Here is a 22,136-nt window from a genome sequence, read left to right as displayed (position 1 = left end):
GGACCTCGCATTCACATCAGCCCAGCATCGGCGGCAAGGTGCCAAGCAACGACACCGCCGCCAGCGCACCGGCGCCACACAGGCATTCCAGAAACAGGCTCAACTTCAGGCGCTGAACCGGCAGATCAGCCGCCCGCGCCAGTTGCCGGTTCAGCGCCGCCAGCACCAGCATACCCAGCACCATCAAGACTTTGACCGCCAGCACCAGGCCAAACCCGGCAAGCGCAGGTGCAGGCCAGAACCCGCCGCTGAGCGCACGAACGTTGATCAGGCCCGTGGCGATGATCACCGCCACCAGCCCGTAACCGATGCCACTGAAACGCCGCAATACCGCCGCGAGATCGACGCCATGATCAGCCCTCAGCAGCCAGGCCAGCATCCATAACCCGCCGAGCCAGGTGCCGACGCCGAGCAGGTGCAGCATCTGATTGAGGATCAACAACTGGCCTTTCAGCCCGTCAAACATCGCGCCGTGACCGACCGGCGCCAGGGTCATCAGCAACAGGGCATTGAGGACCAGCATGACCCTCGGCTTCGCCCGGCGATTGAGGATGACAACCAGCGCGTTCAACAACAGATGGACGATCCACACGTGCCCGAACCAGGTATTGCCGAGTACCCGCCCGACTGTAGACGGATCGATTGCGCTGCTCCAGTCACTGCTCAGGTAAGCAGCCGTCAGCATCAGCCAGGCCACTGCGCTCGCCAAGGCCACAACGGCAAGCCAGCCGAGCAGTCGACTCAGGCGAAGTCCAGCCGGGCTGGACTCAAAAGGCAGCAGGTGCGGGACAAACAACAGGCTGCGGAACGCACCGATCCCGAACAGCAACAGCACTGCGCCGAAGTGGATGAACCGGCACAGGATCAGTCCTTCGTGCATGGGTTATGGCGTCACCTGAAAGCGATAGGTGCCTTCGCTCTTGTGGGTGTCCACTGACACGGCGTGCCATTCCACCTTGTATTTGCCCGGGACCATCGGCACGGCCGGTGTCACGATCAGGACTTTTTTGTCGTTGGGGTCGGTTTCGACGTTGCGCGTCTGGATGATTTCAGTCGGCGTATCGGGCGCGTCCAGGCTGATCACGACTTTGGTGAAGGTGTCCTCGACGCCTTCGGAGAAGATCAGGCGCAGCTCTTTGGGTGCGCTCACTTCACTGTCGGCAGCCGGCTGCTGGCTTTCAAGATGGGCGTGGGCGAAGGCGGCAGTGGAGGTCAGACAGGCCAGCAGGGACAGGCAGGAGAGGGCGTGCTTGAAACGGTGGGCAGACATCGGCGGGACCTTTGCTAGGGCGGCAGTTGCAGCGAATGGATGATGGAATCGACGGCAGTCGACTCGCGATGATCGGATCGCTACTAGACCAGAAAGTGCAGAAGGACTCCAGCGATTAAGCCGGGGGCAGCGTCGGAATCAAGACGTCTTTAACGAGGAAACTTGGGCGGCGGGCTGATGGCGTAAATGGCTGCGTCGCCTGAACGACGCAGCCTTGCAGGCTCAGACCTTGAAGAAGCTCACGCGGTCGGTGAGCACGTCGGCCAGGGTCGACAGCTCGCGGCTGGAGCGTGCGACCTGATTGGAGCCGACCGCAGTTTCCAGTGCGGAATCGTGGATGCGGTTGATGTTGACGCTGACGTCATCGGCCACCGCCCGTTGCTGCGCGGCGGCGCTGGCGATCTGCGCGTTCATGTCGTTCAGCGCACCGACTTCGTGGCGGATCTTCACCAGCGCGGTTTGCGCTTCGTGGGTCTGCTCGACGGTGCGCTGGGCCATTTCGCGGCTTTCGCGCATCAGGTCGGCGGTCTTCACCGCACCCGCTTGCAACTGGCCGACCATGTCGCGGATTTCCTGGGTTGATTCCTGAGTGCGATTGGCCAGAGAACGAACCTCGTCGGCCACTACGGCGAAACCGCGGCCCGCTTCACCGGCGCGGGCGGCCTCGATGGCGGCGTTGAGCGCCAGCAGGTTGGTGCGCTCGGCGATGGAGTTGATCACCGCCACCACGTTCTCGATGGCGCGGCTGTCGCTGGACACCTGGCCCACCGAGTCAGCGGCGCTTTCCAGCTTGCGCGCCAGTTGGTCCATTGCCTGGGCAGTGCCTTCGACCACGCGCTTGCCGTTTTCGACTTCATGGTCAGCCGTCTGGGTGGCATTGGCGGCCTGGTCGGCGTAGCCCGCGACTTCTTTTACGGTGGTGGCCATCTGATTGATCGCCGTCGCCATCTGCTGGGTTTCACTGGCTTGCAGGCGCATCTGCTCGCTGTTGCTGTCGGAACTGGACAGCAATTGGGCGGAGGAGTGGGTCAACGCTGATGCGGCAGAGCGTACTTCGGTGATGGTGGCCGACAGGTGCAGGTTGGTCGCCTTGAGCGCACCCATGACGCTGTCGGGGTAGGACGTTTCAATCTTGTCGGTCAGCTCGCCGGCCGCCAGACGACGGATTGAAGCCGCGACCTGGTGGGGTTCGGCGCCGAGGGTCGACTTGAGGCTGCGGATGATCAGCAGCGAGGCAATGATGCCCAACACCACGGCGATGCCGGTAGCCAGCAGCATCAGCGAAGCGAATTGCGAGGCCGTGGCTCGTACCGAAGTGATGTGCCCGCCAATGGACGCTTCTTCGAGGTCAATCAGTGCGTTGATACGGGCGAGCCAGTCTTTGTAGGCGCCGGACACTTGCTCCATCAGCAATGTCTGGGCCTGGTCGATCTCGCCTTGCTGACGCAGCTTCAGCAGTTTCTCGGTGGCGCTCAGTGCCGTGCGTTCGGCGGTCTTGATGTTGGCCAGCAGCTCCTGCTCACGGGGCGACGCACCCTTGGTCTGGTAGATGCGGTCCATGGGCGCGGCCGAGGCCTGATAAAGGCCGTCCAGGCGCTCAATGTCACGCAAGTGCGTGGCAAGGCCTGCGTCGTTGCGCACCAGCACGGCATCGCGCAGGGCAATGGCGCGGTCATGCACGCTGCCGCGAAAGTTGATCGCGTAGCGCTGTTTGACGGTGGCGTCCTCACTGACGTCGGTCAGGGCGGATTCCATCAGATGAACCCTGTTAACGCCCACCAGGGTGACGAGAATCATCAGCGCAAGGACAAGCCCGAAGCCCAGTCCCAGGCGCTTGGCAATTGAAAGATCTTTGAACATAGGGGCACCTGAAATGATGGCGTTCGTGATATTAGAACGCTATTACTTGGTGCGCTTTATATCGGAGTTTTCAGAGCAGTGCCGAAATATTTTCGCTATTAAAGCAATAGAGTCCGTTGGTCCTTTTACAAGGAATTTTTCCGCCATTGGGTGTTCGTGGACATGTCGCGAACGTCCGGTAGAACGAGGGCATAAAAAAAGCCACCGCACTGACGTGAGGTGGCTAAAAGTCTTACCAAAGGAATGATGAAGCGGAGCATGATTCGATTGCCTGAAGCTGCGGAGTCATCCGGCAATTGAGTCGTGTTCTTCATCGCCGACGACGGTAACACTGGCTTAAAGTTTTCGACTATTACGAAGATTGATAGTGACTATCAAGACTCGTTGGGAATTCCGCCGGTCGGATAGTGCTACAAGATTTTCGGCCTTCAAGTGCGTGGTATGACCTGGCCAGAATGTGTATCAACAATAATCAATGTGCTCCATTGGCTGGAACAGCCGTCCAGTCACTGGCATGTGTGTTTCGCTTCCATCTGCCGCAACGCCCGCTTCAGCGCTGAATCGTCGTGTCAACTTGAAACAGTGCCCCGCATTCGGGGCGCACGCGCTGGGCCTTAATCGAGACAGGGGATAACAATGACTTTCGTGAAATGGAATCTGATGACGCTGGCGGTATCGCTGGGCGTCAGTCAACTGGCAACGGCAGCAGTTGTCAGTGATCAATCGGAGGCCAAGGGCTTCGTCGACGACAGCAGTCTGACCGTCCACCTGAAAAACTATTATTTCAACCGGGACAACAAAAACGGCAAGGACGACAGCAAGGACTGGACCCAGGGCGTGCTGGGTAATTTCAGCTCCGGCTTCACCCAGGGCACTGTGGGTTTTGGCGTTGATGCCTACGGTTACTGGGGCTTGAAACTGGATGGCGGTGGCGGGACCACCGGCACTGGCAACCTGCCAGTGGACAGCCATGGCAATCCCCAGGATGAATACGGCACAGCCGGCGGGGCGCTGAAGATGCGCATCTCGAAGACTGAATTGCGCTACGGCAATCTGCAGCCCCAGGCGCCAGTGTTTGCCGCGGGCGGCTCACGCCTGTTCCCGCAAACCGCCACTGGCTTTAACCTGCTGAGCAGCGACATCGCCAACCTGGAACTCGACGGCGGCCACTTCACCGGCAGCAACGGCCCGATCACCACCAACAATGATCACGGTATCTGGGCGGCGTATGCCAACGTCGAAGCCAGCAGCATTGACTACGCCGGCGGCAAATACGCGCTCACCGATAATCTGTCGGTCAGCCTTTACGGCTCGGACCTCAAGGATGTCTGGCATCAGTACTACGGCAATGCCAACTACACCTTGCCGATCTCTGATCAGCAGTCGTTGAACTTCGATTTCAATATCTATCGCACCAACGACAGCGGTGCCGCCAGGGCGGGCGATATCAGCAACACGACTTGGTCGCTGGCGGCGGCCTATTCATTCCTGACCGCTCATACCGTGACCCTGGCCTATCAGAAAGTGCATGGCGACACGCCGTTCGATTATGTGGCCTTCGGTAATAACGGCGCGGGCGACACCGGCGACTCGATACTGCTCGCGAACTCGGTTCAGTATTCCGACTTCAACGGTCCGGGGGAAAAGTCCTGGCAGGCGCGGTATGACCTGAACATGGCGAGTTACGGCGCGCCGGGTCTGAGTTTCATGGTTCGTTATATCCACGGTGACGACATCGATGGGTCCCATATTCCATCGAACAGCACTTACACCGGTTATGGCGATGACGGCGACCACCACGAAACCAACCTCGAAGCGAAGTATGTCGTGCAGTCCGGTCCGGCGAAGGATTTGTCCCTGCGCATGCGGCAGGCCTGGCACACCGCCAACGGCGACCAGCCTGACGGCGACGTGAAGGAATTCCGTTTGATTGCCGATTATCCGATCAATATTTTCTGATCGGGAGGCGGGTGATGTGAATCCCCGCTGCATAAGAAAGCCAGGCTGTCCGAAAGGAAGCCTGGCTTTTTTGCTTTTGTCACTGGCCGGGATATGTATCAGCAGGGCGGGCCTCTTCCCGGCTGAAGCCGGTCCCACACAGTGCATGCCGCTGCTTTTAGTGGGACCGGCTTTAGCCGGGAAGGGGCCGGTATGGACGACACACCTCTCAATGCCAGTCAGTCAGGCCTGCGATCCCCACGAATCGAAAAATTCGCCATGTGTTCCAGCCCCTTGATCAGCCCCGAGTGATCCCAGCCACTCCCGCCCAATGCCGCGCAGGTGCTGAACACTTGCTGGGCGTTGGCCGTATTGGGCAGGTTCAGGCCCAACTCCCGCGCACCTTCAAGGGCGAGGTTCAGATCCTTCTGATGCAGCGCGATCCTGAAGCCCGGGTTGAACGTCCCTTTGATCATCCGTTCGCCATGCACTTCAAGAATCTTCGACGAGGCAAAACCGCCCATCAACGCTTCCCGCACCTTGGCCGGGTCAGCGCCGTTTTTCGAGGCAAACAGCAAGGCTTCGGCCACGGCCTGGATGTTCAGCGCGACGATGATCTGGTTGGCGACCTTGGCGGTCTGGCCGTCACCGTTGCCGCCGACCAGGGTGATGTTCTTGCCCATGGTCTGAAACAGGGGCAGGGCGCGCTCGAATGTCGCCTGCTTGCCGCCGACCATGATGCTCAGCGTGGCCGCCCTGGCGCCGACTTCACCGCCCGACACCGGTGCGTCGAGGTACTGCGCGCCGGTGGCGTTGATTTTCTCGGCGAAGGCTTTCGTCGCCGAGGGGGAAATCGAGCTCATGTCGATGACCACGTTGCGGCTATCGACGCCCTCGCTCAGACCGTTTTCGCCGAACAGCACGTCGTTGACCTGCGGGGTGTCCGGCAGCATGACGATGATGAATTCCGCTTCCTGCGCCACTTCCCGCGGGTTGGCCAGCACCGTCGCGCCGCCCTCCACCAGGGACGCGGGCGGGGCAATGAAGTGCCGGGAGAGAATCAATTGATGACCTGCTTTCTGCAGGTTTTCTGCCATGGGCAGGCCCATGATGCCGGTGCCGATGAATCCGATGTTAGCCATGAGATTTTTTCCCTTGTTTGGAGGAGTCAGACGGGTTGCGTACATGCCTCAATATTTCTTCCTGTAGGAGTGAGCTTGCTCGCGATTGCGATTTATCAGCCAGCGCATCGTCAACAGCCCACCGCAATCGCGAGCAAGCTCACTCCTACAAGAATCGGTATCAGGTCAAATTATGGGTTTTCAGCCACCCAAGCCCGGCTTCGGTGGTGGTCAGCGGCTTGTATTCACAGCCGATCCAGCCGCGATAACCCAGCCGGTCCAGGTGCTTGAACAAAAAGCCGTAGTTGATCTCGCCGGTGCCCGGTTCGTGGCGCCCCGGGTTGTCCGCCAGTTGCACGTGACGGATCGCCGGCAGATGGTTTTCAAGGGTGCGGGCCAGGTCACCTTCCATGATTTGCATGTGGTAGATGTCGTATTGCAGCGACAGATTGCGGCTGCCGACCTTCTCGCGAATCGCCAGCGCCTGGGCGGTGGTGTTCAGGTAGAACCCCGGAATGTCCAGGGTGTTGATCATTTCCATCACGAGATCGATGCCCTGGGCTTGCAGGCGGTCGGCGGCGTATTTGAGGTTGTCGACGAAGGTCTTCTCGATCAGCCCGTCGTCGAATCCCTGGGGCTTGATCCCCGCCAGGCAATTGATCTGGGTGTTGCCCAGGACCTTGGCGTACGCAATGGCCAGGTCAACGCCGGCATAGAACTCCTCGACCCGATCGGGGTGACAGGCGATGCCGCGCTCGCCCTTGGCCCAGTCCCCGGCTGGCAAGTTGAACAGCACTTGAGTGAGCCGGTTGCGGTCCAGCTCGGCTTTGATCTGGGCGGAGCTGAAGTCATAGGGACACAGGTACTCGACGCCACTGAACCCGGCGTCGGCGGCGGCTTCGAAACGTTGCAGAAATGCCAGCTCGGTGAACAGCATCGACAGGTTGGCGCATAAACGGGGCATGACGTACTCCTTGTTCGTGTTCCGGGTTCGCGTTGGGAGCTCTTGTTTGGAGCAACCAGGCGCGATCAGTCCAGCAGGCTGATGGCGGTGGGGGCGTCGGCGCGGCTCTCGGCCAGGGACTCGAATTCATTGATGGCGTTGATCTCGATGCCCATCGCAATGTTGGTGACGCGTTCGAGAATGATCTCCACCACCACCGGCACGCGGTACTGCTGCATCAGGCTCGACGCTTCGGCGAAGGCGGCCTGCAGGTGCGCCGGGTCAAGGACACGGATCGCCTTGCAGCCGAGGCCCTCGGCAACCGCGACGTGATCGACGCCATAGCCCTCCAGCTCAGGCGCATTGATGTTGTCGAACGCCAGCTGCACGCAGTAATCGATGTCAAAATTGCGCTGGGCCTGACGGATGAGGCCCAGGTACGAGTTGTTCACCACCACGTGGATGTACGGCAGCTTGAACTGCGCACCGACGGCGAGCTCTTCGATCATGAACTGGAAATCGTAATCCCCTGACAGCGCGACCACCTGGCGGCTCGGGTCGGCCTTGACCACGCCCAGCGCCGCCGGAATGGTCCAGCCCAGCGGCCCGGCCTGTCCGCAGTTGATCCAGTGACGCGGCTTGTAGACGTGGAGGAATTGCGCGCCGGCAATCTGCGACAGGCCGATGGTGCTGATGTAGCAGGTGTCCTTGCCGAAATACTGATTCATCTCCTCGTACACCCGCTGCGGCTTGACCGGGATGTTCTCGTAATGGGTCTTGCGCTGCAGCGTGCGCTTGCGTTCCTGGCAACTGGCGAGCCACTGGCTGCGGTCCTTCAGCTTGCCGGCGGTGTGCCACTCGCGCGCCACTTCGATGAACATCTCCAGCGCTGCGCCGGCGTCGGAAACGATGCCCAGATCCGGCGTCAGCACACGGCCGATCTGCGTCGGTTCGATGTCGACGTGGATGAACGTGCGCCCTTCGCTGTACACCGACACGGTGCCGGTGTGGCGGTTGGCCCAGCGGTTGCCGATGCCGAGGACCAGATCGGACGCCAGCATCGTCGCGTTGCCGTAGCGGTGAGAGGTCTGCAGCCCGACCATGCCGGCCATCTGCGGATGATCGTCGGGGATCGTGCCCCAGCCCATCAGCGTCGGGATCATCGGAATGCCGGTCAGCTCGGCGAACTCCACCAGCGCGTCCGACGCATCGGCGTTGATGATGCCGCCGCCGGCCACGATCAGCGGACGCTCGGAGGCGTTGAGCATCGCCAGGGCTTTTTCAATCTGCTTGCGGCTGGCCTGGGGCTTGACCACCGGCAGCGGTTCGTAGGCGTCGATGTCAAATTCGATCTCGGCCATCTGCACGTCGAAGGGCAGGTCGATCAACACCGGACCGGGTCGGCCGCTGCGCATCAACTGAAAGGCTTTCTGGAACACATAGGGCACCTGGCCCGGCTCCATGACCGTGGTCGCCCACTTGGCCACCGGCGCGGCGATGCTGGCGATGTCCACGGCCTGGAAGTCTTCCTTGTGCATCCGTGCGCGCGGCGCCTGGCCGGTGATGCACAGAATCGGAATCGAGTCGGCGGAGGCTGAGTACAGACCGGTGATCATGTCGGTGCCGGCCGGGCCCGAGGTGCCGATGCACACGCCGATATTGCCGGCGATGGCGCGGGTGTAACCCTCGGCCATGTGCGAAGCGCCTTCGACGTGGCGCGCCAGCACGTGGTCAATGCCGCCGAGTTTCTTGAAGGCGGCGTACAGCGGGTTGATCGCAGCGCCCGGAATACCGAAGGCGGTGTCGACGCCTTCGCGACGCATCACCAGAACGGCGGCTTCGATGGCTCTCATGACGGTCATTTGTTAGTCTCCTGAACTCGATAGTTTTTGTACGTAAACAGCCTGATTTGAATCCGATGTTTTGTGAATGGCTGTTTTTATCCGTTCTATCGGTATCTGGAGTATCGAATGGATCGCTATACGGAATTGCGCAGCTACGTCCTGGTGGCCACCCGTGGCAGTTTTGCCGCCGCGGCGCTGGTGGAGGGGGTGACGCCGGTGATCATGGGCCGGCGATTGAGCGCGCTGGAGGATCGCCTGGGCGTAAAGCTGATTCATCGCTCGACGCGGGGCCTGACCCTGACCGATGCCGGCGAGTCGTACCTGGAGAACGCCAAGCTGGTGTTGCAGTCGTTCGAGGAGCTGGACGCCAGCATCAGCGAGAACGAAAGCAGCGTGCGGGGCCATCTGGTGGTCTCGGCGCCCGCCGGGTTTGGCCGTCAGCACGTGGCGCCCCATGCGCCGGAATTCCAGGCGCGGTTTCCGGATTTGCAGCTGTCATTCAACCTGACTGACAACGTGGTGGATCTGGTGCGTGAGGGTTATGACATGAGCATCCGCATCGGCGAGGTGCTGGACCCGAACTACGTCGCCATCAAGCTGTACGCCAATAAACGCGTGGTCTGCGGTTCGCCGGCTTATTTCGCCGAGCATGGGTTTCCCCAGGTGCTTGAGGATCTGGCGCAGCACAATTGCCTGTCGTTCAACCTGCAGGGCGGGCAGCATCGCGGCTGGACATTTCAGCGCGAGGGCAAGCCGGTGGCGATCAAGGTTGCGGGCAACCTGTACTGCAACGATGGCGAGCTGTTGTATGACTGGGCCAAGCGCGGGCTGGGCCTGAGCTGGCGTTCGACGTGGGAGATTCAGAACGAGGTTGAAAGCGGCGCGCTGGTCACCGTGCTGGACGAATTCGCCTTGCCCAGCTACGACATCCAGGGCGTGTACCCGCAGCAGCATTACCTGCCGGCGAAAGTGCGGTTTTTTATCGCGTTTCTGAAAGAGGTCTACAACCGGCCGGCGTATTGGCGCCAGGGATGAGCAACGATCCCCGAAGCACCCAAATCAAAGGCTTCCCGGCTAAAGCCGGTCCCACAGGTCGTGCGCGGTCGGCAGGACCAGCTTCAGTCGGGAACAGCCCAGAAAGCGCGCGCTGCTTTTAGTGGGACCGGCTTTAGCCGGGAAGGGGCTGTAACTGGCGCTGAAGATATATTGGATACGCCGACGTCTTCCCGGCTAAAGCCGGTCCCACCAATGGCGACCGAGGAACCTAAATCAACTCCACCGAGACCACCGGCAGCCCGCGAATCTCGCCAACCGCCAGACCCGGTCCGGTGGTCTTGTACATCCCGGTATAGGAACCGGTCGTAATCACCATCTCCGGCGTCACGCTCAACCCATTCTGCGTGTGGTGATTGACCAGCCACGGCAGCAACCGCCGAGGGTCACCGGCCGGATTCGCACCATCGCCCGGCACAATGTCTTCATCGCCATAAGTGAAGCTCAGCGCAGGCTCGACAAACGGAAAGCTGGCGTCGTAGTCGACAAACTCACCGATGACCAACGCCCCATGGTTGAGCAGGTCGCCCAGGGCCAGCAATGGCTCGATCTTCGGCCAGGCCGCGAACCGGCTAGACACCACTTCAATGGTCGCGCCCATCGTCGCGATGCTGCTCAGCACGTCTTCATCCGAATACGCCTCGTCGCGAGGGGTGAATTCGCGGCCAAGACGAAACGCGATCTCCAGCTCCAGAATCGGCGACGGATAGTCGACGCACTCAACCTGACTGCCGCTGGCAAAAATACCGTCGTCCGGCAACAGCGCGCCATTGATTGGCCCGGTCGGCGACTTGGCGCCGACCTTCCAGCCGCCCACGGTGGTGTCGCGCAGACGCAGAATCTCGCGCTGCAGCGCGTAGGCACTGGCCGCGTCGTCGGGCACGTATTCGGGACGGATTTCGGTGATTTTCTGACCGGCGCCCATGGCGGCGACGATCAATTCGGCAATGTTCGCTGGGTGAGACGATGGATTCACGCGGGTCTTCCTTCAGGCAATTGATGGAAAGCGCCCCGTTCCTTTTGTTGCTGTGTCGAAGGATGACGGAGCCAGCGCGACCACTCTAACCCTATTTCAGTAGGTAGGGAGAGACTGGGGTGTCCGGTGCGAGTGACCGGGGTGGCGCTCCACCTTGCTCACGAAGAAGTCGATGCATTCAGCCACTTTTCTGGGGACTGAAAGTAAGCCTTCGCGAGCAAGCTCGACTCCCACGGGGTGGTGTTCGGCTCGGGATTTTCGGTGGGTGCAGGACTTGTGGGAGTGCCCCGCCATCAACCCGGCCCGGCGCTGTAATGCAGGTCCGCGCGCAAACGCTGCACGCAGAAATCAACGAACGAGCGCACCTTGGATGACCCCCGTCGCCCCTCGACGTAGACAACGTAAACCGGCATCGGCGTGACCTCGAAGTCTTCGAGCACGGCGCACAAGGTGCCCGCCTGCAGGTGTCGGCGAATCTGATAGGACGGCACCTGGGTCAGCCCCCAGCCATCAATGGCAGCATGAATGGACGCAGTGAACGATGTCATCGACAGCCGCGACTGCACCTTTACTTCCTGGTGCTGGCCTTCGATGCGGAAGGTCCACGCGGGGCTCCGACCGGTGATCATCACGGACACGGTTTCGCGCTCGATGAGTTCGTGGGGGTGCCGGGGCGTGCCGTGGGCAGCGAGATAAGCGGGGGAGGCGCAGACCATCCGCCGGACGGTGCCGACCTGAATGGCCGTCATCGATGAGTCGGGCAACTCGCCGATGCGCACCGAGACGTCGATGCCTTCTTCCAGCTGGCCGGCAATCCGGTCCATCAACAGGCCCCGGATCTGCACCTCCGGGTGCTGACTCAGGTAGTCGGTCATGACCGGCGTGACGTGCAAATCGCCGAACACTTGGGGCGCGGTAATGGTCAGCAACCCGCGGGGCGTGGCATGAATGCCAGCAGCGGCGCTTTCGGCTTCGTGCAGATCGGCCAGCAGGCGGCGGCAGTCGTCGGCGAAGCGCACGCCGGCTTCGGTCAGGCGCAACTGCCGGGTGGTGCGCACGATCAGCAAGGTGCCGAGCCGCGCTTCCAGTTGCGCGACGGCGCGGGTCACGGTGGCCGTGGACACATTCAGATTGCGCGACACCGCCGCGAAGCTGGGGCCTTCGGCGACGGCGGCAAAAAGGGTCATTTCCTGAATGCGGTCCACTGAGCGTCCGTTTCGAGCCAACGAGAGCGGCAGTCTGCGGCAAATCCGGGCGAGCGGAAAGGTCTGATCCAGACAGTCGGAAAAACGCCCGGGCGGTCATGTTTGCTTGGTGCTCCGGCGACGCCTTCTATATTCTTGCTGACACTGGATTCCTCGACGAAAGGCCGGCGCTCGACACGGCAAGGGACAGACCCGCATTCACGCAAGGCCAAAGGAACGCAGATGAGCACCACCAGCACGCCACTCTCCGGCGTCAACCAGCCATTGAAAGGCATCGCACTGATCCTGTTTGCGACCTTTCTGTTTTCCAGCCATGACACGCTGTCCAAATACCTCTCCGGCATCTACCCGATCATGATGGTGGTCTGGGTGCGCTATGTGGTGCACACCGGGCTGATGGCGTGCATTTTCATGCCGTCGTCGGGCCTGCGTGTGCTGCGCACCAAGCGCCCGGGTTTGCAGGCGTTGCGCGCGGTGTGCCTGCTGGGCACCAGTCTGTTGTTCACCAGTGGCCTGATGTTCATCCCGATCGCCGAGGCGACCGCGGTCAACTTCCTCGCGCCGCTGCTGGTCACGGCGCTGTCGGTGCCACTGCTCAAGGAGACGGTCAGCCGCGGGCAATGGATCGCCGTGCTGGTGGGCTTCAGCGGGGTACTGGTCATCGTCCATCCCGGTGGCGAGCTGTTTCGGCCGGCGGTGTTACTGCCGCTGGGCTCGGCGTTCTGTTTCGCCTGCTATCAGCTGCTGACCCGTCTGGTCGCGGCCCACGACAGCCCGACCACTAGCAACTTCTTCGCCGGGCTGTTCAACAGCCTGTTGATGAGCGCCATCGTGCCGTTCTTCTGGCAGTCGCCGGAGTGGAAACACATCCCCTTCATGCTGGCGCTGGGCACCTGCGGCATGGTCGCGCACTTGATGCTGACCCAGGCCTTCCGCTTCGCCGCGCCGGCCATGCTGGCGCCGTTCGGTTACTGCCAGATCGTCTTCGCCGGGCTGTGGGGCTACATCGTCTTCAATCACTCACCGTCGCTTGTCGCCCAGGCCGGCATTGCGATCATCTGCCTCAGCGGCTTGGCGGCGGCGTGGCAACAGCGCAAGAAGGGTGGCTGACGACAGCGGCTTCATGATTTGCGCGGCGCCATGAAATACATCCAGATCAGCGCAATGAAGTACATCACCGGGATCAGGGTGAACAGCACGCTGTAGTTGTTGTGGGTCGCGGTCAGGACGGCGCCGACGATCTGCGTCATGAACATGCCGCCGATGGCCGCGCACATGCCGCCGAAGCCGAACACGGTGCTGATCATGTGCCGGGGCGTGTAATCCATGACCAGGCTCCAGATGTTCGCCGTCCAGGCCTGATGCGCACCCACCGCCAGGGCGATCGCCAGCACGGCCACCCAGAGACCGCTGGCGTTGGCGGCGAACACCACGCCAATGATCGTCATCGCAAAAATCAGCATCGACAGCAAGCGCGCGGTCATCGGGCGCATGCCCCGGCCGATCAGCCACGACGACAGGATGCCGCCGCCGATGCTGCCGAAATCGGCGGTCAGCCAGATCAGCATCAGCGGGATGCCCATCTGCGTCACGCTGATGCCCAGGTTGTATTGCTGATTCAGAAACGGCGGCAGCCAGTACAGATAGAACCAGAACACCGGCGCAGTGAGGGCGTAGGCGAGGGCGAAGGCCCAGGTGCCGCGCATCTTCAGGATCCGCGAGAGCGGTACTTTTTCCGCTTCAGTCTCAGTCTCAGGCTCGGCCTCGCTGTTGATGTAGGCCCGCTCACTGGCGCGCACGGTGGGATGTTCCTGCGGATTGAAATACGTCAGCCGCCAGGTGATGACCCAGACCAGCCCCAGCGCGCCCATGCAGATGAACGCCGCCTGCCAGCCCCACACCGTGAGGATCAGCGGCAACAGGGCGGGCGTGACCATCGCACCGACGTTGGTGCCGGCGTTGAATATGCCGGTGGCCACGGCGCGTTCGCCGGCCGGGAACCACACCCGGGTGACCTTGACGCAGGCCGGGTAATTCGCCGCTTCGGTCAGGCCGAGAATGAACCGGCAGACCATGAAGCCCGCTGCCGAAGTGGCCAGGCCATGGGCGCCTGTCGCAACACTCCACAGCAGCACCGCCAGAAAGAACGCGCGCTTGACGCCGACCCGATCGATGAAACGCCCCTGCAGCAGAAAACCGATGGCGTAACCGACCTGGAACCAGAAGTTGATGTTGGCGTAATCCATCGCCGTCCAGCTCATCTGTTTCGCCAGGATCGGTTGCATCACGCCGAGTGCGGCGCGGTCGATGTAGTTCAGGGTGGTGGCGAAGAACACCAGTGCCAGCATGCCCCAACGGGTTTTGCCGACGGCCAGGGCGCCGCGAATTTTTTCGCTCACACTGGCGTGGGGAGGCGCAGGGTGGGAGGCGACCGGGGCAGGCGAAGCAGAAGGGGACCGCATAAGCATCAAGCCTGTTTTGAAATTGTTATGGTGATGTCCGCGCGGCCAAGGCCTTGGCCCCGCATAGCGTCATAAAACTAACCGTATGGTTCATTTCAGTTGATGTCCCATGCAGCGGCGCGAATAATCCCATGAACGCCCGCCCGGTTCGAGCCCCATCATCGTGCCGAGCGCCATGTGATTATTCAGGAGCCACCCCCGCATGCAGCGATCGATCGCCACCGTTTCCTTGAGCGGCACCCTGCCGGAAAAGCTGGAAGCCATTGCCGCCGCAGGGTTTGACGGTGTTGAAATCTTCGAAAACGACCTGCTCTGTTACGACGGCAGTCCGCGCCAGGTGCGCCAGCTCTGCGCGGATCTGGGCATCGCCATCACCCTGTTTCAGCCTTTCAGCGACTTCGAGGGCTGTCGCCGCGAGCACCTGCAGCGCAACCTCGACCGTGCCGAGCGCAAATTCGACCTGATGCACGAACTTGGCACCGACCTGATGCTGGTGTGCAGCAATACCGCCAGCGATTCCCTGGGCGAGCGAAACATACTGCTCAGTGACCTTGGCTCGATCGCCGAGCGGGCTGGGGCGCGTCAGCTGCGCGTGGGTTATGAAGGGCTGGCATGGGGGCGTCACGTCAACACTTGGCAGCAGGTCTGGGATCTCGTCCGGCAGGTCGACCATCCCGCCCTCGGCGTGCTGCTCGACAGTTTCCACACGCTGTCGCTCAAGGGCGATCCGAGCGGGATTGCGCAGATTCCCGGCGACAAGATCTTCTTCGTGCAGATGGCCGACGCGCCGCTGCTGAACATGGGCGTGCTGGAGTGGAGCCGGCATTTCCGGTGTTTTCCGGGGCAGGGCGAGTTCGATTGCCCCGGTTTTCTTGCGGCGATCCTGCGCAGCGGCTACACCGGCCCGCTGTCGCTGGAGATTTTCAACGACGTGTTTCGCGCCGCGCCCACTCGGGCCAACGCCGCCGACGGCCTGCGTTCGTTGCTGTATCTGGAGGAGCAAACCCGCGCGCTGCTGGAGCAGCCATCTCAACCCGTCGCGCCGTTAGTGTTGTTCCATCCGCCGGCACCCAGCGCCTGCAACGGCGTCGAGTTTCTCGAGTTTGCCGTGGAGGATGCCCAGAGTGCGCGATTGGTCAGCTGGCTGCATGGCCTGGGCTTCGGCACCCTGGGTCAGCACCGCAGCAAAGCCGTGACCATGCTGGGGCAGGGCGATATCAATATCGTGTTGAACGCCGAGCGCTTGTCCTTACCTCAGATGCCTTTCGCTGCCGCTTCCTTCGCTGACTCAGCCCTTGAAGCCCCCGGCCCGTCGCTGCGCGCCATGGGGTTGCGGGTGGACAACAGCGCTGACGCGCTGGAGCGGGCGCGTCAGTTCAATGCCGAAATCTATAGGGGTCCGGTGGGGCCTGATGATCGGGAGCTCCCGGCGGTGCGTGCGCCGGACGGCAGCCGTATTTACCTGGTCAAGCCTGCCGCGGCTGGGCAATCGAGCTGGGACAGCGACCTCATCCTGAGCCCGCAGTCTCCGACGCAAAGCGGTTTGCAGTGCATCGATCATGTGGCCATGGCGTTGCCGGCCGACAGCCTGGACAGCCGGGTGCTGTTCTACAAAAGCGTGCTGGATTTTGTGGCCGATGCCGACCAGCTGCTGCCTGACCCTCACGGTCTGGTGAGGAGCCGGTCGTTACGCAGCCGTTGCGGCACCGTGCGCCTGCCGCTGAACACACCGGATCGCGGCAACACGGCAATCTCCCACGCACTGTCGAGCTACGGTGGCTCTGGCGTTCATCACATCGCCTTTGCCTGTGACGACATCTTCGCCCAGGTTGCCCGCGCCAAAGCGGCAGGCGTGCCGTGGCTGGCCATTGCGCAGAACTATTACGATGACCTGGGCGCGCGGTTCGGTTTCGACGCCGCATTCCTTGACGAACTGGCCCACCACAACGTGCTGTATGACCGCGATGCCGACGGTGGCGAGCTGTTTCACGCCTTCACCGAGGCGTTCGAGGGGCGTTTCTTTTTTGAAATCCTCCAGCGCAGGAAGGGTTACGCCGGGTACGGCGAGGCGAATGCGGCAGTGCGCCTGGCGGCAATGGCCAGGGCCCGCAGCGGCTCCGCACGGTTCTGATGACGTGTAGCGCATCGGCACGCACCACTTCCGTAACGCACAGGCGCAGCCCATAATCCCGCGATTCCACCGTGGTCGTGAGCCCCGCATGAAAACCGTTGACGACAGCCTCGCCGAAGCGCCCGTAGACGCCCCGCGCAAGTCCCGCAAGAACAATCCGGAGAAAACCCGCGACGGCATCCTTCAGGCGGCCGTCGCCGAGTTCGTCGCCCAGGGGCTCTCCGGCGCCCGCGTCGATGCGATCGCCGAACGCACGCAAACCTCCAAGCGCATGATCTATTACTACTTCAACAGCAAGGAGCAGCTGTACACCGAAGTGCTGGAGAAGCTCTACGGCGACATTCGCACCACGGAAAGCAGCCTTGACCTCGGCGTGCTCGCGCCTGAAGAAGCTGTCAGGCGGCTGGTGGAATTCACCTTCGATCACCACGACCGCAACGTCGATTTCGTGCGCATCGTGTGCATCGAAAACATCCACAACGGCGCCAACGTCAAACAGTCTCCGACCATCCGCGAGCTGAGCCGGAACGTCTTGCAGGCGCTGGACGACACCTTGCGGCGCGGCGAGCAGGACGGCGTGTTCCGGCCAGGCGTACAGGCCGTTGATCTGCACATGCTGATGAGCTCGTTCTGTTTCTATCGGGTGTCGAACCGCCATACCTTTTCCGAGATTTTCCAGATCGACCTGGAAGACGAAGCGGTCAAGGCCCGGCAAAAAGCGATGATCTGTGATGCGGTGATGCGCTACCTGATGCCGTGACCCGGCACGTTCAACGCCACGCTCGCCTGAGGACCCGACGATGTCGCAACGCCAATCCACGCTGATCGCCTTGTTGGTGGCCGTCACTTTTTTCATGGAAAACCTCGACGCCACGGTGATCGCCACGGCCATGCCGGAAATGGCCCGGACCTTCGGCGTCGCGGCGGTGGATCTGAATATCGGCATGAGCGCCTACATGCTGGCGATCGCCGCGTTCATTCCCCTCAGCGGCTGGTTGGCCGACCGACTCGGTTCACGCCGGGTGTTCGGCGGCGCCATCGTGCTGTTCACGGTGGCTTCGATGCTGTGCGGCATCAGCGACAGTCTTGAGACGTTCGTCGCCGCCCGGGTCCTGCAAGGCATGAGCGGCGCAATGATGGTCCCGGTCGGGCGCCTCGCGGTCATGCGCGCCACTGAAAAGAAAGACCTGGTGCGGGCCATTTCGCTGATCACCTGGCCCGGGCTGGTGGCGCCGATACTCGGGCCGCCCCTGGGCGGGTTCATCGTTACCCACGCGTCGTGGCCGTGGATTTTCTACCTTAACCTGCCCCTCGGCGTCACGGCGCTGATTGCCACCCTCATCCTCATCCCCAAGCGCAATGAAGTCAGCACTCGGCCGTTCGACCTGAAAGGTTTCCTGCTGCTGGGCGTGGCCTGCACGGCGCTGTTGTTCGGGATGGAACGGCTGGGGCAGGGCGATGGCAGTCAGTGGCCGGGCCTTGCGGTAACGGCGCTCGGCGTGGTCTGCGGCGCGCTGGCCTGGCGCCACATGCGTCGGCATCCGCAGCCGCTGATGAACGTCGCGGTGGTGCACATCCGCACCTTCAGCGTCAGTCTGCTGGGCGGTTCGGTGTTCCGGATCGCCATCAGCACGCTGCCGTTCCTGCTGCCGCTGATGTTTCAGCTGGGTTTCGGCCTGTCCGCGTTCGACGCCGGGCTGCTGGTGCTGGGGGTGTTTGCGGGCAACCTGGCGATGAAACCCTTTACCAGCGCAATCATGCAGCGCTGGGGCTTTCGTCAGGTGCTGTTGGTCAATGGCTGCATCGGTGTGGCGGCGATTGCCGCCTGCGCGCTGCTCGATCAGGCCATGGGCTGGCCGATGATCCTGCTGATCCTGTTCATCGGCGGGCTGTCCCGCTCGATGCAGTTCACCGCGTTCAACACGCTGGGTTTCGCCGACGTGCCCAAAACGCAGATGAGCGATGCGTCGACGATGTTCAGCATGTGCTTCCAGTTGAGCATGGGCTTGGGCGTCGCGATTGCTGCGCTGTTGTTGCGCGGCGCGATGGCCCTCCATGGCAACGACGGGCAGGCGATGACCGCTGATTTCCAGCTGACGTTTATTGGCGTCGCGGTGATCGCGGCCTTGGCGCTGCTGGATAACCGCCGGGTGTCGGCCCAGGCCGGTGCAGCGCTGCTGCAACCCAAGGCCTGACCTGCTGGCAAACACGAAGCGCCACTGGCCAAAACCACCAGACGTTCTGCGCGCTTTGACCATTGCCCATCGGCGCGGCAGAGCGGAGTATTTCGCCACTCCAACAATAAAAGTGTAAGGACGACACAATCATGCAGATCCAAGGCAAGGTATTTCTGGTCAGTGGCGGCGCGTCCGGATTGGGTGCGGCCACCGCGCAGATGCTCATCGACGCAGGGGCCAGCGTGATGCTGGTGGACGTCAACGCCGAGGCGCTCGCGGCCCAGGTGGAAAAATTGGGCGACAAAGCCCGCGCCAGCGTCAGCGACATCACCCAGGAAAGCGCTGTTCAGGCCGCGGTGGATGCAGCGCTCAGTGCGTTCGGCCATATCAACGGCGTCATCAACTGCGCCGGCATCGTCGGCGCAGAGAAAATCCTCGGCAAAGAAGGTCCCCACGGCCTCGACAGTTTCAGCCGGGTGATCAACGTCAACCTCATCGGCAGCTTCAACCTGCTGCGCCTCGCCGCTGTGGCTATCGCCGAAAGCACGGCCGATGCAGGCGGTGAGCGTGGCGTCATCATCAACACGGCGTCGGTCGCCGCCTACGACGGCCAGATCGGCCAGGCGGCGTACGCGGCCTCGAAGGGTGCCATCGTCAGCCTGACCCTGCCCGCCGCCCGTGAACTGGCGCGCTACGGCATTCGCGTCATGACCATCGCTCCGGGCATTTTCGAAACCCCCATGATGGCCGGCATGACCCCGCAAGTGCGCGAAAGCCTGTCGGCCGGCGTGCCATTCCCGCCACGCCTGGGCAAGCCCGAGGAGTACGCGGCGCTGGCCCGCCACATCATCGAAAACAGCATGCTCAACGGCGAAGTGATCCGCCTGGACGGCGCCTTGCGCATGGCCGCTCGCTAATCGAGGAAACCCCATCATGTCTTTGAACAAACGCCAGATGTTGAACGACGACCCCGTGGTGATCGTGAGCGCCGTGCGCACGCCCATGGGCGCCTTTCAGGGCGATCTCCAGAGCCTGACCGCGCCGCAACTGGGCGCCGCTGCCATCCGCGCCGCCGTCGAGCGCGCGGGCATCGATGGCGTGCAGGTCGACGAAGTGCTGTTCGGTTGTGTATTGCCAGCCGGGCTGGGACAAGCGCCGGCGCGTCAGGCGGCATTGGGCGCCGGGCTCAGCGATGACACGACCTGCACCACCCTGAACAAGATGTGCGGGTCGGGCATGCAGGCGGCGATCCTCGGCCACGACATGCTGCTCGCCGGCAGCGCCGACGTGGTCATCGCCGGTGGCATGGAAAGCATGTCCAACGCGCCGTATCTGCTGGAGAAGGCCCGCAGCGGTTACCGCATGGGCCACGGCCGGATCATCGATCACATGTTCCTCGACGGCCTCGAAGACGCCTACGACCGAGGCCGCTTGATGGGCACGTTTGCCGAGGAGTGCGCCGGGCTTGGAAATTTCAGTCGGGAAGCCCAGGACGGTTTTGCAGTCGCCTCGCTGACCCGGGCGCAGGAGGCCATGACGCGCGGCTGGTTCGACGCTGAAATCGTCCCGGTGGAAGTCACCGTCGGCAAGGAGCGCAAGACCATTCGCCAGGACGAACAGCCGCCCAAAGCGAAGCTGGACAAGATCCCGTTGCTGAAACCGGCGTTCCGCGAGGGCGGCACCGTGACAGCCGCCAACTCAAGCTCGATCTCCGACGGCGCCGCGGCCTTGACCCTGATGCGCCAGTCCGAAGCACAACGACGTGTGCTCAAGCCGTTGGCGGTCATCCATGGCCACGCCGCTTACGCCAATGAGCCGGGGCTGTTTCCGACCGCACCGGTGGGCGCGATCGATAAGCTGATGAGCAAGACCGGCTGGTCCCTGGCCGAGGTCGATCTGTTCGAGATCAACGAAGCCTTCGCCGTCGTCGCGCTGGTCACCATGGCCCGCCTGGAACTGCCCCATCACAAGGTCAACGTGCACGGCGGCGCCTGCGCGTTGGGCCATCCCATTGGCGCATCGGGGGCGAGGATTCTGGTGACCTTGCTGTCGGCGTTGAAGCAGCGTGGACTGAAGCGAGGTGTCGCGGCCATTTGCATCGGCGGCGGCGAGGCGACGGCAATGGCGGTCGAGCTTATCGTTTGATATCAATGGGTTGCGCCATGTTTCGCAGGTTAGATCTGTGATAGCGGCTGACTGGCGTTCTACATGATAAAAGGTCTATAAAACAATGAATTACACGACAATCCTCAAAGAGGTCAGAGGTCGCGTTGCACTCCTGACCCTCAATCGTCCAGAGGCGCTTAACGCCCTGAATGCGCAGCTTATTAGCGAACTCAACCATGCCCTCGATGAGCTGGAACGCGATCACGGCATCGGCTGCATCGTGCTGACCGGCTCGGCAAAAGCCTTCGCTGCCGGGGCTGACATCAAGGAAATGGCCGAGCTGAAATACCCGCAGATCTATCTGGACGACCTGTTCAGTGACAGCGATCGGGTGGCCAACCGCCGCAAGCCGATCATTGCTGCCGTCTCGGGCTTTGCCTTGGGCGGGGGCTGCGAGTTGGCGCTGATGTGCGACTTCATCCTGGCGGCCGACAACGCGCGCTTTGGCCAGCCGGAAATCAAGCTGGGCGTGCTGCCGGGCATGGGCGGGACCCAGCGTCTGACCCACGCGGTCGGCAAGGCCAAGGCCATGGAAATGTGCCTGACCGGGCGCCTGATCGACGCCGTCGAAGCAGAGCGTGCCGGGCTGGTCGCGCGCATCGTGCCCCAGGACCAGTTGCTGGAGGAGGCGCTCAACGTCGCGGCCGGCATTGCGGCGAAGTCGTTGCCGGCGGCCATGATGGTCAAGGAAAGCGTGAACCGGGCCTTTGAAGTCAGCCTGGCCGAAGGGATTCGTTTCGAACGCCGAGTGTTTCATGCAGCGTTTGCCAGCGAGGACCAGAAGGAAGGCATGGCGGCGTTCATCGAGAAGCGCGAGCCGGCGTTCAAGCATCGCTGATTCAGGTCAGGGCGGTGGCGCGTCTCAGGGGTGTCTTCTGGCGCCAGCGTGTATAAAATGCGCCGGTCGCCGAGGTTCACCCCCGGCTTGTCATCTTCGATCACCCTATTTTCAGCGTTTATCGCCATCGGCCCGACGCGCAAGACGCGTCG

Annotated in this window: 18 protein-coding genes and 1 pseudogene; 9 read left to right on the top strand and 10 right to left on the bottom strand. The window is 62.2% G+C overall.

Annotated elements, in window-relative coordinates; all coding sequences use genetic code 11:
• Nucleotides 1-16: 16 nt before the first annotated feature.
• The 4 genes and pseudogenes from copD to IFT47_RS28260 form a co-directional block, all read right to left on the bottom strand.
• Complete coding sequence (gene copD, locus IFT47_RS21130; protein WP_192173943.1) at nt 17-880, bottom strand: copper homeostasis membrane protein CopD; 864 nt, start codon at nt 878-880, stop codon at nt 17-19.
• Nucleotides 881-883: 3 nt separating this feature from the next.
• Nucleotides 884-1,270, bottom strand: a complete 387-nt coding sequence (gene copC / locus IFT47_RS21125; RefSeq protein ID WP_192173942.1) for a copper homeostasis periplasmic binding protein CopC — start codon at nt 1,268-1,270, stop codon at nt 884-886.
• 222 nt (nt 1,271-1,492) lie between these two features.
• On the bottom strand, nt 1,493-2,197 hold the full coding sequence (locus IFT47_RS28265) for a methyl-accepting chemotaxis protein (protein ID WP_407073250.1): 705 nt from the start codon (nt 2,195-2,197) through the stop codon (nt 1,493-1,495).
• A gap of 423 nt (nt 2,198-2,620) precedes the next feature.
• Nucleotides 2,621-3,130, bottom strand: a pseudogene (locus IFT47_RS28260) (MCP four helix bundle domain-containing protein); the annotation flags it as partial.
• 636 nt (nt 3,131-3,766) lie between these two features.
• Here IFT47_RS28260 and IFT47_RS21115 point away from each other — a divergent pair.
• The gene (locus IFT47_RS21115) at nt 3,767-5,089 is read left to right on the top strand and encodes an OprD family porin (RefSeq protein WP_192173940.1); all 1,323 of its coding nucleotides are present in this window, start codon (nt 3,767-3,769) and stop codon (nt 5,087-5,089) included.
• Between the two features lie 218 nt (nt 5,090-5,307).
• Here IFT47_RS21115 and IFT47_RS21110 read toward each other — a convergent pair whose 3' ends face one another.
• The 3 genes from IFT47_RS21110 to gcl form a co-directional block, all read right to left on the bottom strand.
• Nucleotides 5,308-6,210, bottom strand: a complete 903-nt coding sequence (locus tag IFT47_RS21110; protein ID WP_192173939.1) for a 2-hydroxy-3-oxopropionate reductase — start codon at nt 6,208-6,210, stop codon at nt 5,308-5,310.
• A gap of 160 nt (nt 6,211-6,370) precedes the next feature.
• Entirely contained in the window at nt 6,371-7,153 is a 783-nt protein-coding gene (hyi, locus tag IFT47_RS21105) for a hydroxypyruvate isomerase (RefSeq protein ID WP_192173938.1), read from the bottom strand.
• Between the two features lie 65 nt (nt 7,154-7,218).
• Entirely contained in the window at nt 7,219-8,994 is a 1,776-nt protein-coding gene (gene gcl / locus IFT47_RS21100) for a glyoxylate carboligase (RefSeq protein ID WP_192173937.1), read from the bottom strand.
• A gap of 108 nt (nt 8,995-9,102) precedes the next feature.
• On the opposite strand from gcl, the gene IFT47_RS21095 reads away from it, so the two are divergent.
• Complete coding sequence (locus tag IFT47_RS21095; protein WP_192173936.1) at nt 9,103-10,011, top strand: LysR family transcriptional regulator; 909 nt, start codon at nt 9,103-9,105, stop codon at nt 10,009-10,011.
• 229 nt (nt 10,012-10,240) lie between these two features.
• Here IFT47_RS21095 and IFT47_RS21090 read toward each other — a convergent pair whose 3' ends face one another.
• Nucleotides 10,241-11,005 carry a 2-keto-4-pentenoate hydratase gene (locus IFT47_RS21090; protein ID WP_342345385.1) on the bottom strand — a complete coding sequence of 255 codons (765 nt, stop codon included), beginning with the start codon at nt 11,003-11,005 and terminating at the stop codon, nt 10,241-10,243.
• A gap of 293 nt (nt 11,006-11,298) precedes the next feature.
• Complete coding sequence (locus tag IFT47_RS21085; RefSeq protein WP_192173935.1) at nt 11,299-12,210, bottom strand: LysR family transcriptional regulator; 912 nt, start codon at nt 12,208-12,210, stop codon at nt 11,299-11,301.
• Nucleotides 12,211-12,432: 222 nt separating this feature from the next.
• Between IFT47_RS21085 and IFT47_RS21080 the strand changes: the two genes are divergently transcribed.
• Nucleotides 12,433-13,320, top strand: coding sequence for a DMT family transporter (locus IFT47_RS21080; protein ID WP_192173934.1), 888 nt, complete (start codon nt 12,433-12,435; stop codon nt 13,318-13,320).
• A gap of 11 nt (nt 13,321-13,331) precedes the next feature.
• On the opposite strand, the gene IFT47_RS21075 is transcribed toward IFT47_RS21080, so the two are convergent.
• Nucleotides 13,332-14,672, bottom strand: coding sequence for an MFS transporter (locus IFT47_RS21075; RefSeq protein ID WP_192173933.1), 1,341 nt, complete (start codon nt 14,670-14,672; stop codon nt 13,332-13,334).
• A gap of 202 nt (nt 14,673-14,874) precedes the next feature.
• Here IFT47_RS21075 and IFT47_RS21070 point away from each other — a divergent pair, with 202 nt between their 5' ends.
• From IFT47_RS21070 to IFT47_RS21045, 6 genes are all read left to right on the top strand, one after another.
• Nucleotides 14,875-16,803, top strand: a complete 1,929-nt coding sequence (locus IFT47_RS21070; protein ID WP_192173932.1) for a bifunctional sugar phosphate isomerase/epimerase/4-hydroxyphenylpyruvate dioxygenase family protein — start codon at nt 14,875-14,877, stop codon at nt 16,801-16,803.
• Between the two features lie 88 nt (nt 16,804-16,891).
• Nucleotides 16,892-17,563: a TetR/AcrR family transcriptional regulator gene (locus IFT47_RS21065; RefSeq protein WP_192173931.1), complete on the top strand. Its 672-nt coding sequence runs from the start codon at nt 16,892-16,894 to the stop codon at nt 17,561-17,563.
• Between the two features lie 40 nt (nt 17,564-17,603).
• Entirely contained in the window at nt 17,604-18,998 is a 1,395-nt protein-coding gene (locus IFT47_RS21060) for a DHA2 family efflux MFS transporter permease subunit (protein WP_192173930.1), read from the top strand.
• Nucleotides 18,999-19,129: 131 nt separating this feature from the next.
• Nucleotides 19,130-19,897 carry a 3-hydroxyacyl-CoA dehydrogenase gene (locus tag IFT47_RS21055; protein WP_192173929.1) on the top strand — a complete coding sequence of 256 codons (768 nt, stop codon included), beginning with the start codon at nt 19,130-19,132 and terminating at the stop codon, nt 19,895-19,897.
• A gap of 37 nt (nt 19,898-19,934) precedes the next feature.
• A complete protein-coding gene (locus IFT47_RS21050; RefSeq protein ID WP_192173994.1) occupies nt 19,935-21,125 on the top strand; it encodes an acetyl-CoA C-acyltransferase in 1,191 nt (396 codons plus the stop codon).
• Between the two features lie 85 nt (nt 21,126-21,210).
• Complete coding sequence (locus tag IFT47_RS21045; protein WP_192173928.1) at nt 21,211-21,984, top strand: enoyl-CoA hydratase; 774 nt, start codon at nt 21,211-21,213, stop codon at nt 21,982-21,984.
• Nucleotides 21,985-22,136: the final 152 nt, after the last annotated feature.

Source organism: Pseudomonas sp. CFBP 13711 (assembly GCF_014842265.1).
In the GTDB taxonomy this organism is placed as follows: Bacteria; Pseudomonadota; Gammaproteobacteria; order Pseudomonadales; family Pseudomonadaceae; genus Aquipseudomonas.
The sequence above is the reverse complement of the archived record's forward strand: the minus strand, read 5'-3'. Positions and strand labels throughout refer to the sequence as shown.